Raw genomic sequence first — 12961 nt, 5'->3', positions numbered from 1 at the left:
GGCCCCGTCACGCCCAGGGCAAGGCGGTGACGCGCCAGCCCATGGAGGTGTGCTCCAGGCGGAGCGCGAGCTGTTCGCTACTGCTGCGCGTGTGACCGGACTTCGGGGCGGTCGTGAGGGTGTAGCTCACGCGGACGAGAGCGGAGGAGGCCGTTGCCGCAGGTGCGCCGTCGGGGACGACTGCTGACGTGATCTTGGCCGTCTGATGTGCCTTCTCGGCCCGCAGGGCGGCCCAGGCGGCGTCTTGACTCGGCCGCTTCTGGGCGAGCACGCCAGCGAGTTCCCCCGAGGCGAGCCGGGCTGCCCGAGCGCCGGCATCCGCGTACGAGCTGTCGGCACCGTCGCGGGCATCGTGCTCCGCGTAGGCCGTAGTGAAGGCCCGCGCCGTCCGCTCAACGTCCTTGGGGAGTCCGGTAGCTGACGAGGAGGAGGTAGCGCTGCTGTGCGGCGTGGCCGTGTCGGGGATGCCCGCCGAGACGGAGTGCGGCTGCGCGGACACGGTCGAGGCCGCGGAGGCGTCGTTGGTCGAGCTGGAGCAGCCGGTCGACAGAAGGGCCAGGGAACCAGCCACACCTATTGCGGCTGATATGGGTATGAAACGGGTGGATCGAGGCATGCGGGAACCACAACCTTGGTGCAAGAGATTTCGGAAGTGCGAGCGGCGCGGTCCCGCGGGGGCTGGGGGCCGCGCCGCCCCTTCGCAGGAAGGAGGGGGATTCCTCCTGCGGGCTTTACCGGCGAATGCCGGGGAAATCGCAAAGCAGGCCGGAGCGTATAGCTCTATCTGCCTGTCTCATCTGCGAGAGAGTTCGATCTTGTTTCGCATCTGCGAGACGGTTGAGCTGACGGGCGCGTTACTCATATCAAGGTCATCAGCCCCTTCCGTGATTCGGGCGAGATCGTGAGCAGATCTCTACGGCCGGAAAACGCCTTGTGGCGTTGGCCGTGCCTGAATCCTTGCAGGGGTCCGCGGACAACTCGAATCACGAAAAAAGCCGGAACTTAATTCCAGGAATTAAGTTCCGGCTTTCGCTCAGGGGGAGGCTTTGCGGGCCCTATGCGGCCCCGTGGCGCAGGTGCTCAATCGCCACGCCGAGCCATGGCGCGGCCGGGCCGGAAAGAAGCAGGGGTGCGCACGTGCTGTACGAGAGGACGACAGCGGACGGCTCAGCAGCGACTCCGGTCAGAAGGGTGTGCTCGAACGGCATCCACTCACGAGCCCTCAGCGGCAGGAGCCGGACCCCGGTTGAGGTGAGCACCACTCGGGCGGCGGTGTGATCGCGCCACTGCGGAAGGGCGGCATCCTCCGCTTCCTGGTGCCGACGGGCATCGAGACGACCGTTGCTCACCCACCGCCGGCCGAAGGTCGGGTGATCCTCGAAATACCCGCTGGCCGAGGTCGGGTAGTCGACCTCTGTCCCGTAGAAGCGGGCGGCGGAGCACGCCACGTCCGCGAAGGCGACTTCACCGGCCGCAAGTGCAACGCCGTCCGCTTGGACCGGCACAAGATTGCCGCCGCCCTGGAGGTGAACCGTGAGGGCGGACGCTGCCTGTACGGCATCGGCGCGGACGGCGTCCTCCGCCCGGTCGCGTCGGCGAGACCACATCGTCGTTCCTTCCTGATCAAGCTGACCGGCCGGGGCATGCACGGCGCGAGCCACGCAGGCCCCGGGCCCGTCATGAGATGAGATCACCAGAGGGCGGTGGAGGCAGCGGCGGGTGTCCTCGTAGCCTCGTCGTCCTCTTCCTTCAGCCGGGCCAGCAGCACACCAAGACGGTCGTTGCTGATCGCCTGGTGCTTGCGGACGGCGTCCCCGACAACCTCGCGACTGGTCCGTCCGGCCCGCTCGGTAGCGGCCCGCGCGATCGGCAGCAACTCTGCCAACCAGTCGTCGTCCGCCTCCCGGTCCTGGGGGCACTCCGAGTCGTCCGGGACGGACGGCTTTTCGCCGTCCGTAGGGGTCCGGACCGCCGTGGGGCCGGAGGATTTCGTGCTCTCCGGCACTGCTGTGGCCGGCGCGTGGTCCGCAGGTCCGCCGCCCGGTCCGTCCGCGCTCCTACCCTCCGTCTCCTCTCCGTCCGCTCCCGCAGACGGGTGAGCCGCAGCGTCCTCCGTACGTGGTTCCACGTCGGGCAGGGGCTCGGCTTTCCGCAGGTCAACGGTTACTGCGGCGGCATCCTGCGGCGCGGACGGACCGCTCGTCAACCGCCGCAGAGGCATCGGTGCCGGTGCTTCCAGCGGACGAGGACCCTGCTGGACCGTGACGCGTTCGAGCGTCGGAGACTCCTCGCGGACCGGTCCGGGACCAGTGTCAGCCCGGTCCGGGACCGCCCGCTCAGCCGTCCGCGCCATCAGGATGTAGAGGTGGACCGATCCGGCCAGTGCGAGGGGCGCGAGCATCGACAGCACACCGACGACGCTGTCCGTAAGGTGCAGCGCGGACCGTCCGGCCTGCGGAGAATCGTTCAACGTGATGGCGTGCAGAGCGTTCGCGCCGAGGCTCGCCCCGGTCGCCGCGAGAAACAAGAACCAGGCGTAGAGCCGTGCGGCGAACCGCTGGTGCCGAAGGAGCACGATCGCCCGCACGCCGTAGGCAATGAACCCGTCGATGAACACCGGGAAGAGGTAGGACAAGGTCTCCCTGGCGTGGATCGCGAGGGCGATCTGACGCAGTGCGTCGTACGAGAAGGCGAAGCCGGCCGCGCCGAGCAGGATGATCGCACTGCGGTCCCAGGCCGTCATTCCGCGCAGGCTGTAGCCCTCCTGCTGTTCGGTTCCCGCCGCCGTGTCTATGTGCGCGTGTGACATCAGAGGTTGCCCCCGTCGCGCGGGCTGATGTCCTGCCAGGCAGGGGTCTGCGAGAGGAGCTGTCCGAGCTGTTCCAAAGACGTGACCTCGTGCACGTGCTGACTCGGGCAGCTCACGCACGACACCCGCAGCGAGATTCGTTCCGCGCCGCCCTGATCGGTGTAGTACAGCTCCAGGTGCTGGCCCCCGGTCGTGTCGAGCGACGCGAAGGCTTGCAGGTGTTCCTCGAAGCTGAGAAGCCCCAGTACCTCCCAGTCGAGCGTGACTGCGGCGTCCCCCAGGAGGGTGCGTGCGTACTTGGACGCTGCGGTGATCGACCTCGGACCCCAGGTGCGGAACGCGGCCTCCCGAGCGGTCTTGCGCCGCTCCTTTGCGGTGGTGAGGTGCTTGGCCGCAGCAAGCATGATCGGGTGACTCATCAGGGGCCTTCCAGAAGATCGGTAGTGCAGGGTGCGGTGCTGCCGCCGGGCTCATTGGCGAGGCGGAGGAGAACGTCCGCGTGGCACGGAGCGTCAAGGGGGCATGTGCACATCAAGTCGAGCCCGCGCAGGACTCGGGCGAAGCGGGCGGCGTAGTGACGTCCGACCGGGCCCCGGAGCGTGGCGGCGAAGAGGTCCACCGACTCCGCAGCGTCCATCGGAGGACCGAGCGGGGACCGCACCCCGGCTGTGAACGGGTTCGCGTACCGGCTGCGAGGACCGACGTATGCACAGGCTGTGGACAGCGCTGCGGCGTCGCGGGAGGCTCCGCGGAGGCGGACGGGCATTACGCCGCCCTCCCACCACGGCGCCGATCGGCGCCGATCATCGGCACGAGGGTCGTGACCATCTCGGCCAGACGGCTCGCTACGCGGGCCCCGACGAAGTCGCTCAGGTCCGGGCCGTTCTCATCACGGGCCGGAAGGTTGGACGTGATGATCGTTGGCAAGCAGTGGTTGTACCTGAAGTTGATCAGCCGGTACGTGACCTCTTCGGTCCATTCCGAGGTCTTCGCCGTGCCGAGGTCATCGAGGAGCAGGTACTGAACCCGGCTGAGCCGTTGCAGCTCGTGTTCTGCTGCCCCCATGACCTGTGACGGGCGCAGGTTGCCGTACATGTCCGCTGAGTTCACGGCGATCAGCTCGAACCGGTCCGGTCCGCCGGCCGCGATCCTCCGCAAGGCCCCGTACGCCTGGTGCGTCTTGCCCGTCCCCGTGAGACCGGTGAGGAGCAGAGCGCCAGCGGCAGCGTTGTCCGTGAGTGCCCGGTCCGCCCAGCTGACGACCTCCGGCAGCGTGGCCTCAGCATCACGGAAGCGGGGAGGGGTTGCCCGCTGCCAGCGGCTCACGGCGTAGTCGGCCCGAGCCCGGCAGTGCCACTCGCGGTCTCCCGGGTTCTCTTCCGGTGCCTCGTCGGCGGGGTTGACGTCCGGCACGGCCTGAAGTCCTTTCGCAGCGAGTATTCGTTCCATTGCGCGCATCGACCTGGCGCTGCCCGCGCGTTCCGGCTCTGCCATGATCAAAATCCGTTCTGGTAAGCGCTGGGGGCAGCGGTGTTCTGAAAGGGAATCCAGCCTCCGGACTGCCGACGCAACGGCACGACATTCCCCGGGGAGGCTGCTGCGGGAGCGTGCGAGGGCAGATCAGCCCAGATACGCAGCAGATAGCGGGCGGACTGTGGCGGGCGGTCGGCGTTCCATCGCCGCGCCACCATCTCGACCAGCCGTTCATTTCCCCAACGTGCTGCGAGAGCTGTTACCCGATCCCATTCCGATTCGGTCAGTCGCCAGCCGACGAGCATTCCAGCGCTTGTTATGGCTGTTACCAGGTCCTTGGCTCCGTCCGGAACCTTCACCGAGTCCTGCTTGACGGTGCTGTTCTCTCGGTACGACCCCAGCAAGCTAGCTTGCTCTTTGGTGGTGGTAATACTCCCGTAGGGAGTATTACCACCACGCACGCGCGAGGAAGAAACTTCCAAATCTGCGTGGTGAAACTTCCCACTTCCGGCTTCCGGAGCGGAGTATTGGGAGGGAAGTTCCTGGAACCTAGTTCCCTCTTCTGAATCTTCAGGGTTGGGAGTAGGAAGTTCTTTCTCTGAACCGACATGGCCAACGCCATTGCTGCACAGCAGTATCGAGTAGGCATTCGGGTTGGAAGCACCCCCTCCCCGCTCGTGGCTCAGTTCTCCGAGCTTCGCCAGCTCTCCGAGGCACTTTGTTATCGAACGGGGAGTAAGACGGGTAAGCGTCGATATCTCTTCCAGGGTCAGCGTCGCCTTGCCGTCGTCGCTCGCCTCACGGGCCAGCGCCAGCATGACGAGGCGCGAACCCCGGCACGACTTTGACTGTGACCAGACTAGTTCGGTCGCTATGTCGCTCATCAGCGTTCACCGCAGCCTATGAATATGCGACGGCTGAGGGAAAGACCAAAAGACTGGTCGTCTTCCGGGACGTAGCCGTTTTGATGCGGCTCCGGGGTGAGATACAGCGTTTCGGTGGGGAGGTAGAAATCGTGGGCGCGACGCCAGTCGGCTGCTCTGCCGAAACCGCGCCTGACCATTCGCGCCACTTCCTCTTCGGTCCTGCGGTCGATGAGCATGCGGTAAAAATCCGATTCGAAGAGGTGGGTAACAGACCGACGTACGGGAAAGACCCGCACGAGGACGGCCGTAGGTGCAATTCCTCGGATCTCAGCACCGATGTTCGTACGGCGAAATCCGTAGGGGCTGTTCTGAAGCATGGGAGAACTCCCGTAAGCGCAGGGTCCGCCGTGCGGAAAAATCGTATCTTCGGGAGCGGAGTCAGGCAGCTACGACGTGGAGCAGGGGCGTGCCCTGCCCGGCCTGAGACTTTCGGTAGCGACGGGCGAGTTTCAGCAGATACTCGTGCGTCACGCCAAGCCCGCGGGCGACGGCGGCAGCGTCCAGTGAGGGATCAGTGGCGAACCGCGCAATCACCGCGTCCCGGGCGGGCTTTGTCAGAGGTGAGGTGCACCCTCTAAGGGCGCCTTCTACGGCTTTCTCGGTGTCCCGGTCTTGCCAAGCACGCCGCAACTCTGAGCGCTCCGAAGCCAGAAGGCCGCCCCGAATGCCGTACTCGTCGTCATCCTTGAGGGATTCCACCAGGCACCGGGCAGCGACGGCCACAGGGCATGACGCGCAGAAATTGCGAGGACGATTGAGGGAGATTCCCAACTTGGCTTTCACCACGTCGGGGTCTTCCCGCGGGCCGTCTGCGAGAGGGACGAACATGTTGATGTCCTGGTTGGCGCATCGGGCTGATTCGGCCCAGTGCTTACCCGGAGCTCTCTTCGACTCCTCCAGGAGGGGCAGCCAGTTTCCCTGGTGCACAGCCTTGATAAGGCTGGATATGTCAGTGCTCATTTGTGTCTCGCGATGTTCGCAGCGCCGCGAATTGTTCCATCGGGCGCGAGAGGAGATCAGGAACGCTTACGAGAGCGCTTGGACGGCTGAAGCGCCATCAGTACCGACTCGTCATCCCTCTGGGTCCTTGCGCCAGGGCTGACGAAGTGCATATCGGAAATCGCGTGGAGGTCGTCCTCCGTGAACTGCACGAATTTCCCGAACTTCCGGTGCGGGAGCGTCGATATACGCTCACGAAGCCACTTCTCGGGAATGTTCAACCGTTCAGCGGCTTCGCTGTACCCGATGTGCAGACGCTTGTCGCGGGACTCCGTAGCCTGACTGCCCAACAAGGCGTCCAGGCCGCCGGCCTGAGCCAAGAGACCGACCATGGCCGCGAGTCCCTGCAAGTCCACGGCCGGGCCCGCGTTCGCCGGTGCCACGGCCGCCATCACGCCTCCAGCCCGCGCAGTTCGGCGGTCCGCAGGTCGAAGGCATGCCCGCCGGAGGCCGCCCATCCGGCCTGGGGGAACGAGCGAATGATCCACCGGGCGATGGTCAGCGCCTTCGCCCGAGGGACACGAAGGGTTCGTCCACGGGCGTTCACGGCGGTCAGCCCGAGGTGGGGCCACAGGGTTCGAGGCCCCTGAAGTCGAACTTGTACGACAGCGGCTTCCGGCAGCATGGACGACAGTTGCGCCGCCAGCCGTTCGGCCGGGCCCGAAGGGATCTCCACCTTCGGGTTGCAGCCCGTAGTAGGGGACATGCGACACTCCTTTATGTGGTACGCCGCTCCGTCGTGCCGTGCGAAAGGACACGGAGTGGCCGTGCGAGTGACCAGCGCCCTTGTCGGGGGCCGCGGATCACGAGCTGTCTGGCGTCCGAGAGGTGCGAACTCTCGGACGCCGATGGCGTTTTGAGGGAGGAACCGCGCCCGAGTGATGCGCGGTAGCCCCTCTCCACCAAGTCGGTCCACGATGCGAACCGCAGGTGTGCGAAGGCTGAGAGGGGTGCGAACCCCCTCGTTTTTCGCTAAGATGAAACTATCTTGGTTCGCATCAAAAGTCAACAGTCCGAGGATTCCTCGGGTCACCCAAAAAACGAGGTCCGATGCCAGCTCGCCGTTTCGACAGAGAACGTGTGCGTGCGGTACGTCGAGCCGCCGACGTCTCGCAGGCCGACGTGGCGTCCGCCCTCGGTGCTGCGGACTCGACCGTGGCGGGGTGGGAGTCGGGAGCGACGACACCCGATCAGGAGAAGTTGCCTGCTCTCGCCAGGGTGCTGAACCGGGGTCTGGACGACCTGTTCCCGCGCGAGGGCTTGCCCGATCTGACCGACCTACGGTGCGACGCTGGCCTCTACCGGTACGAGACGCGGGCGGTCATCGGAACCAAGAGCGATGGGCCGGTGGCTGGAGCTGAGCAGGGCGTACGACGGCTCAAGGACCGGTACGTCCCTCTCCTGGCGGCTGCATATGGGGTGACCGAGGACGAGCTGAAGCGCGCCCAGGACCGGTCTTTCGGAGAGGCTGACGAGGACGCCGCCGAGGCCGAGAAGGTGCCGGAGACGCTGGCAGAGAAGATCACTCTCCTGCTGGAGCGCTCCTATCCGGGCAGAAGCGCTCCGGGGGATCAGGAGATCGCGGACTCGGTGAACGCCTACGCGGGCTCCCAGGTCACATCGGCCGAGGACATCGAGGCCCTGCGGACGGGTGGAGATGACGCACCGGTGCCCGTGGTCCTCGAAGGTCTGGCCAACTTCTTCGATGTCTCCAAGCTGTACTTCGAGCCGAACGAGTCCGTCGCCCGGCAGGTCTATGAAGGACTCCGCCTCATGTCGGCGGCCAAGCAGGGCAAGGTGGGCCGAGTCCGGGCCCGCGGACTGAGCGCCGAGGGCCTGCCGGCCGATGTCCTCTCGATCCTGAACGACCTCGCCAGCGAGCTGGACAAGAAGGCCGGCCCAAGCACCAACAACTAGTGCCGCACCAGGCGACGTTCGCCCTGGGATCTGGTGATCGTCAGGGCGTATAGGTGAGCAGGGTCAACTGCACGCCGAGCTGATGTTCTGGCTCACCGTGCGGGACACCGTCCGCGCCGAGGAACAGATAGAAGTACTGCGTCGTCAACGGCCTCGACCGCGAAGTCTCGCCCGCAGCGGAGCCGCTCAGGGCCCCAGCAGAGTAGAAGTGCGGCAGCCACTTGGGGCCCACGATCGCTTCCACCCAGGCCCGCGCCTCCCCCGGGTCGACTTCCTGGCGAGTGCCGAGCTGCTTGTGCCGCGCGGCGACCGACAGTGTCAGCACAGCCCCTTCCCGGCCAGGACGGTCCAGGAGTACGGCCTGGTCGATGATGTCCCCGACGATGGTGAGGACGGCATGCCGGTCGATCACCGAGCGCACCGGTCCGAAGCGGTGCGGCACCGTCTTTCCCTCCGCCCGCAACTGCTCCAGCACGTCTTTGGGCAGTACAGAGGCCAGGCCGCTATCAGCCGGCTCCGTAGAGAACAGGTTCCGGCGAAAGCGCCGCAGCTCATCCTCCTGCTTACGCAATACAGTACGGATATCCACAGACATGCCGTCTACCGTACAAGCCGACCTAATACGCATCTAATCGCCAATTGTTCCTGGAGTGGCACTGGTGCCCTGTTCCCCGGACCCGCGAGGGTCAGGAAACAGGGCACCAGGGTGAGGTTCTTACTGTCCCGTGCTGTTCGGTTCGTGGCGCACACCGGAGGCGAACACGGTTTGGACTCCGCTCAGTGCGGAGAGATCCGCGAGCGGGTCACCGTCCACCAGGAGGAGATCCGCTCGGAAGCCGGGAGCGACCTTCCCCGTGATCTCGCCCAGGCCCAGGGCAGCAGCCGCTTGCGACGTCGCCATGTCGATGATCGAGGCGTTCGACAGCCCCAGGTGCGAGTAGAACGACAGGGCCTGAGCAAGCCCGTCGAAGCCGGCACGCTGTACGCCTGCATCTGTCCCCGCGATCAGGCGGACTCCGGCGTCGGCCATCTGCCGCACCAGGTCGAACATCGCGTTGGCGCGCTCCTCGCCGAAGAAGCGCGGGAGCATCTGCCAGTGCGGGCTTACGGCAGGGCAGACGGTGATGTCCTTCGCGATGATCTGCTGAACCACGTCGGGCCGGAAGTCCAGGCCATCGCTCGACATCCAAGTGCAGTGCTCGATGGTGTCGACGCCGGCCTCTACGGCTGAGGCGATGCCGTCGGCACCGTGCGCGTGGGCCGCGACAGGGACGCCCGCTTTGTGGGCTTCCTCCACAAGGGCGGCCAGTTCCTCCGCCGTGAACTGTGACTGATGGCTCCTGGGGCCGTCCTTCGTGAGACCGCCGCCGGTGACCATTGCCTTGATGACGCCTGCCCCGGCCGCGAGGTTGCGCCGTACGAGCTCGCGGATCTCGGTTTCGCCGGAGACTTCGCCGCCGAGGAAGTGGCAGTGTCCGCCCACGGTGGTGGCCGGGGTGCCCGCGGAGACGATCCTCGGTCCTGGTGTGCGCCGATCGCTGATCTCCGCAGCCAGACGAAGCGCCAGTCCGCCGCGGTCGCCGAGATCGCGGACGGTGGTAACGCCACTGCGCAGGAGCTGTTCGCTGCGCCGCCGCATGTCCTCGAACAGGGCTTCATCCGTCGAGCCCTGGAGGGTGGACACAGGGTCCGGCCCGCCATCGAAGGCCAGGTGAACGTGAGCGTCGATGAGCCCCGGCAGCACGGTTCCGCCGAACTCGAATCGAGGCACGTCGGCCCCGGCCCGCTCCTCGATCTCCTTGCGCGGCCCGACGGCAGAGATCGAGTCGCCCTCGATGAGAACGGCACCGTCTTCCAGATAGGTCCCCGAGTCGACGAGCACTCGTCCACCGGTAATCAGCATCGTGACTCCTTGATCTTGCGAGGTCATGCGGCTGCGCGCAGTTCGTCGGATACCGCAATCAGTTGTTTCACATCCGACTCGCGGTCGCTCCCCAGCGCCATCGCGAGTGGGACCGCGCGGCGGGGCGCGGGGACTCCCTTCTCGATCCGAGCGGAGGCCCGGCGGAGACGGGCGGCAAGCTCGGCGGAGTCGAGGTTGAGGACTGTGCTGTCGTCACCCTCGTCCAGCAGGTACGGGCTGATGTCCACCAGGCCGTCGCGGCACTCCATGATGCGGCGGTGGTAGCGCCGGTGCACGCCACGGGCCCGCCATCGGTCCAGTGGAGCAGGGGATGCCGGCCTCAGCACGTTGTCCGGATATGCCTCCGCCAGCAGCTCCCACAGAGGCGAGAGGCGACGATGATCACGCCGGTGTCGAAGCCAGAGTCGTAGGGAGGAGATTCGCGCTCGGGCTCCGGAGTAGGTGACACCTGCGGCGAACAGCAGGATTGATGCGACCAAGAGGAAGGCCACGGCCACCATAAGGGGGTGTGGCACGTCCACATCTGCTGAGCGGACGGCGACGATGACGGCTCGAATCGCGCACGCTACGGCCATCGCTCCCAGGCCGACGGCGGTCATCCAGAGCCCGGTGGAGTGCGGGCGTCGGGACATGCGGGCGTATTGGCGAGTCCACCGGAACGCCATGCCGAGGGCGTACATGAGGTAGAGGCCAGCGCCGCCGTAGAAGAAGGCGATCTGGGGAATCGTCATGTCGGCTGTGCTGAAGCTGCCGGCGAAGACCTCGTGTGGCACCGATACCGCAGCCACGGTGATCGCGACTGCGACGATTCCGACGAGTACGGCTTCCTTGCGTGCCCGCCGACGTCCCGCTTCTTCGTCAGCGGCGGAGTAGAGGTAGAAGCACATGAGGAAGTAGACCGTCAGGAGCAGCAGCACGTTCTGGATCAGCTTCGCCGTGCCGTGGCCGGCGACGGTGTCGACTCCGGACGCACCGCCGGGCATCGCTACGGGATACGAGAGCGCAGCGCAGAGCAGGCAGAGGGTGACCGCGCGAAGAGGTGCGTCATGCGGGCTTCGCTTCCACTGGTAGAGCTTCCAGACCAGTGCGGTCAGGAGCCCCAGGAGCAGGAGTTCCACGAGTTACAGCCATCCTCGCCGGTCGCCAAAAGCCGCCTCGACCCGACGCAGGGCGGGGTCGTCAGCCGGAGGAGTGGCGTTTGCGAGCAGGGCCGACCACTCCAGGATGATCGTCGCCACGAGTTCGACGGAGCACTCCTCGCCGTCGTCGTACGAGCAACGCTGGGCGACACGCTTGATCGCCTCGGTCCCGAAGACCGGCAGCAGGGTGGCCCACCCCTCCACGTCGACGGCCGCCGCGTCTTCGTCAGGGGCGGTATCTGGCGTATCCGTCTCCACCTCGCGGGCGGAGTCCTCGGCTGCCCTCTCGTTCTCCGCCACGAGGATGTGTCCGACCTCGTGCAGGATGATCCCATCCTGGTGCAGCTCGGTCGTCTCCTGCTGGTAGAGGATCACGTCGTAGGTGTCGTACTCCGCCCACATGCCCGAGGGGCCGGGCTTGGGCAGCGGAGCTGCACGCAGAAACAGCGGGCGCCCGCGCCGTCGGCTCAGCTTCTCGCAAAGGTCGTGAACGTCGAGCGGGGGAGTCACCCCGAGGTCTTGCAGCTCCCGCCGAATCAGACGGTGCAGATCCTTCTCCACCGTCCGGGCTGTGGCTGTACGCCAGCGCCCAAGGCGACGGCGGTTGACTCCGTCCTGAGCGGGAACCTTGGGCTCCGACGTGTCTCGACCACTCTTATCCAACCACACTGAGTAATACCTCCAACCGGCTCTGATGGCTCCCCCGAGCCGGGCGACACCGCGCCCATGTCGATGACGACCGGCTCCCGGCGCCGGAACCGACCGCGGTCGGTGCTCCTGCGCCCCACCAGACCCCCTCGCAGGGGAAGGGATGCCAGGGCATCCAGGGCTTCCCGCCGCTCTCGGATGTCACGTATGCGAATACGCGCTGACATCCCGAGCGGGGCTGCCCCGTGGAGCTCCCGGGAACCTCTTTGGACAGTACGTGACGCTTCAGGCAAGACATGGCCTGAAGAACATGATCGATTCGTGTAGACGGCAGGTAATTTCGACCGGTCAAAGTGACGTAAAACAACCTTGTTCAATCCCGTACGAGCCTCTGAACTGCGTTTTTAATGTCTGGCGTGAACGGATCAACTTTTGCGAGTCGATGGGCGACTCCGTTATCAAGCTGAGACTTTAGGTCAGGCGAGGGGGCGCGCAAACGGCGGCGAAGTGGACAAAATGGCTGACGGGAAGGGGTGTGGCGGCGGTCACTCTGGGGCAGTTCGGGCAACTGGGGCGTTTACGCTTTCAGCCATGTCGAACGCGATATCCACCCAGCCGGATAGTTACCTGGAGTTCTGGAATGAGTACCATCTGTGCACATTGACCACGCTGCGGCCCAATGGGCGACCGCATGTCGTGCCCGTCGGTGTGACGGTGGATGTCGACGCTGGAATGGCCCGGGTTATCACCCGCAAATCGAGTCGTAAAGTGGCCAACATTCTCGCGGGTGGGGGCGAAGCCCGCGTGGCCCTGTGTCAGGTCGACGGAGGCCGGTGGGCCACCCTCGAAGGGGTGGCGGAGGTGTGTACCGACGACGATGTGGTCGAAGACGCGGTTGCCCGTTACGGAAAGCGATATGGCCGTACGCCGGCTCCGGACCCGGAGCGGGTCGTCATCCTGGTCTCGGTCGAACGGGTGTTGGGCCAGACCTTGGGCGCCCGACCCCAGCCAGCCCAGGCCGCTGCGTAGCGTCGAGCGATCCACGACATAGGCATATGCACACCCTGTGCCGCCGAGTCTTCAGGGCACCGGGCTCAGCGGCTTGGGCTGGCACCATCTCCTGTGC

At 66.0% G+C, this 12961-nt stretch carries 17 protein-coding genes; 2 read left to right on the top strand and 15 right to left on the bottom strand.

Annotated elements, in window-relative coordinates:
* Nucleotides 1-7: 7 nt before the first annotated feature.
* From JKV81_RS01970 to JKV81_RS01920, 11 genes are all read right to left on the bottom strand, one after another.
* Nucleotides 8-571, bottom strand: a complete 564-nt coding sequence (locus tag JKV81_RS01970; protein ID WP_109879051.1) for a hypothetical protein — start codon at nucleotides 569-571, stop codon at nucleotides 8-10.
* Between the two features lie 484 nt (nucleotides 572-1055).
* On the bottom strand, nucleotides 1056-1661 hold the full coding sequence (locus tag JKV81_RS01965) for a hypothetical protein (RefSeq protein ID WP_109879067.1): 606 nt from the start codon (nucleotides 1659-1661) through the stop codon (nucleotides 1056-1058).
* Nucleotides 1662-1690: 29 nt separating this feature from the next.
* Nucleotides 1691-2809, bottom strand: coding sequence for a DUF2637 domain-containing protein (locus JKV81_RS01960; RefSeq protein ID WP_236054993.1), 1119 nt, complete (start codon nucleotides 2807-2809; stop codon nucleotides 1691-1693).
* Entirely contained in the window at nucleotides 2809-3228 is a 420-nt protein-coding gene (locus JKV81_RS01955; protein WP_109879052.1) for a DUF6195 family protein, read from the bottom strand. The genes JKV81_RS01960 and JKV81_RS01955 overlap by 1 nt, the downstream gene beginning before the upstream one ends.
* Nucleotides 3228-3575 (bottom strand): DUF4326 domain-containing protein, encoded by a 348-nt coding sequence (locus JKV81_RS01950; RefSeq protein WP_109879053.1) that lies wholly within the window; start codon nucleotides 3573-3575, stop codon nucleotides 3228-3230. The genes JKV81_RS01955 and JKV81_RS01950 overlap by 1 nt, the downstream gene beginning before the upstream one ends.
* Nucleotides 3575-4222 (bottom strand): ATP-binding protein, encoded by a 648-nt coding sequence (locus JKV81_RS01945; RefSeq protein ID WP_258310501.1) that lies wholly within the window; start codon nucleotides 4220-4222, stop codon nucleotides 3575-3577. Before JKV81_RS01945 ends, JKV81_RS01950 begins: the two co-directional genes overlap by 1 nt.
* Nucleotides 4223-4305: 83 nt before the next feature.
* Complete coding sequence (locus JKV81_RS01940) at nucleotides 4306-5100, bottom strand: hypothetical protein (RefSeq protein WP_146224079.1); 795 nt, start codon at nucleotides 5098-5100, stop codon at nucleotides 4306-4308.
* A 65-nt stretch (nucleotides 5101-5165) separates the two neighbouring features.
* Nucleotides 5166-5525, bottom strand: a complete 360-nt coding sequence (locus JKV81_RS01935; RefSeq protein ID WP_146224080.1) for a hypothetical protein — start codon at nucleotides 5523-5525, stop codon at nucleotides 5166-5168.
* Between the two features lie 61 nt (nucleotides 5526-5586).
* Nucleotides 5587-6168: a WhiB family transcriptional regulator gene (locus JKV81_RS01930; RefSeq protein ID WP_109879055.1), complete on the bottom strand. Its 582-nt coding sequence runs from the start codon at nucleotides 6166-6168 to the stop codon at nucleotides 5587-5589.
* Nucleotides 6169-6224: 56 nt separating this feature from the next.
* Nucleotides 6225-6599, bottom strand: coding sequence for a helix-turn-helix domain-containing protein (locus JKV81_RS01925; protein ID WP_236054992.1), 375 nt, complete (start codon nucleotides 6597-6599; stop codon nucleotides 6225-6227).
* A complete protein-coding gene (locus JKV81_RS01920) occupies nucleotides 6599-6913 on the bottom strand; it encodes a transcriptional regulator (RefSeq protein WP_236054990.1) in 315 nt (104 codons plus the stop codon). Before JKV81_RS01920 ends, JKV81_RS01925 begins: the two co-directional genes overlap by 1 nt.
* Before the next feature lie 374 nt (nucleotides 6914-7287).
* Between JKV81_RS01920 and JKV81_RS01915 the strand changes: the two genes are divergently transcribed.
* Nucleotides 7288-8124 carry a helix-turn-helix transcriptional regulator gene (locus JKV81_RS01915; RefSeq protein WP_258310502.1) on the top strand — a complete coding sequence of 279 codons (837 nt, stop codon included), beginning with the start codon at nucleotides 7288-7290 and terminating at the stop codon, nucleotides 8122-8124.
* A 40-nt stretch (nucleotides 8125-8164) separates the two neighbouring features.
* Here the strand turns inward: JKV81_RS01915 and JKV81_RS01910 are convergent, their stop codons facing one another.
* From JKV81_RS01910 to JKV81_RS01895, 4 genes are all read right to left on the bottom strand, one after another.
* Nucleotides 8165-8719 carry a hypothetical protein gene (locus tag JKV81_RS01910; RefSeq protein WP_109879057.1) on the bottom strand — a complete coding sequence of 185 codons (555 nt, stop codon included), beginning with the start codon at nucleotides 8717-8719 and terminating at the stop codon, nucleotides 8165-8167.
* A 120-nt stretch (nucleotides 8720-8839) separates the two neighbouring features.
* Nucleotides 8840-10027, bottom strand: coding sequence for an amidohydrolase family protein (locus tag JKV81_RS01905; RefSeq protein WP_109879058.1), 1188 nt, complete (start codon nucleotides 10025-10027; stop codon nucleotides 8840-8842).
* 23 nt (nucleotides 10028-10050) lie between these two features.
* Nucleotides 10051-11166 carry an MAB_1171c family putative transporter gene (locus JKV81_RS01900; RefSeq protein ID WP_109879059.1) on the bottom strand — a complete coding sequence of 372 codons (1116 nt, stop codon included), beginning with the start codon at nucleotides 11164-11166 and terminating at the stop codon, nucleotides 10051-10053.
* 3 nt (nucleotides 11167-11169) lie between these two features.
* Nucleotides 11170-11748, bottom strand: coding sequence for a hypothetical protein (locus JKV81_RS01895; RefSeq protein ID WP_109879060.1), 579 nt, complete (start codon nucleotides 11746-11748; stop codon nucleotides 11170-11172).
* Nucleotides 11749-12426: 678 nt separating this feature from the next.
* Between JKV81_RS01895 and JKV81_RS01890 the strand changes: the two genes are divergently transcribed.
* A complete protein-coding gene (locus JKV81_RS01890) occupies nucleotides 12427-12864 on the top strand; it encodes a TIGR03618 family F420-dependent PPOX class oxidoreductase (protein WP_109879061.1) in 438 nt (145 codons plus the stop codon).
* The last annotated feature ends 97 nt before the right edge of the window (nucleotides 12865-12961 follow it).

It is taken from the genome of Streptomyces silvae, from assembly GCF_016745505.1.
GTDB lineage: Bacteria > Actinomycetota > Actinomycetes > Streptomycetales > Streptomycetaceae > Streptomyces > Streptomyces silvae.
The sequence above is the reverse complement of the archived record's forward strand: the minus strand, read 5'-3'. Positions and strand labels throughout refer to the sequence as shown.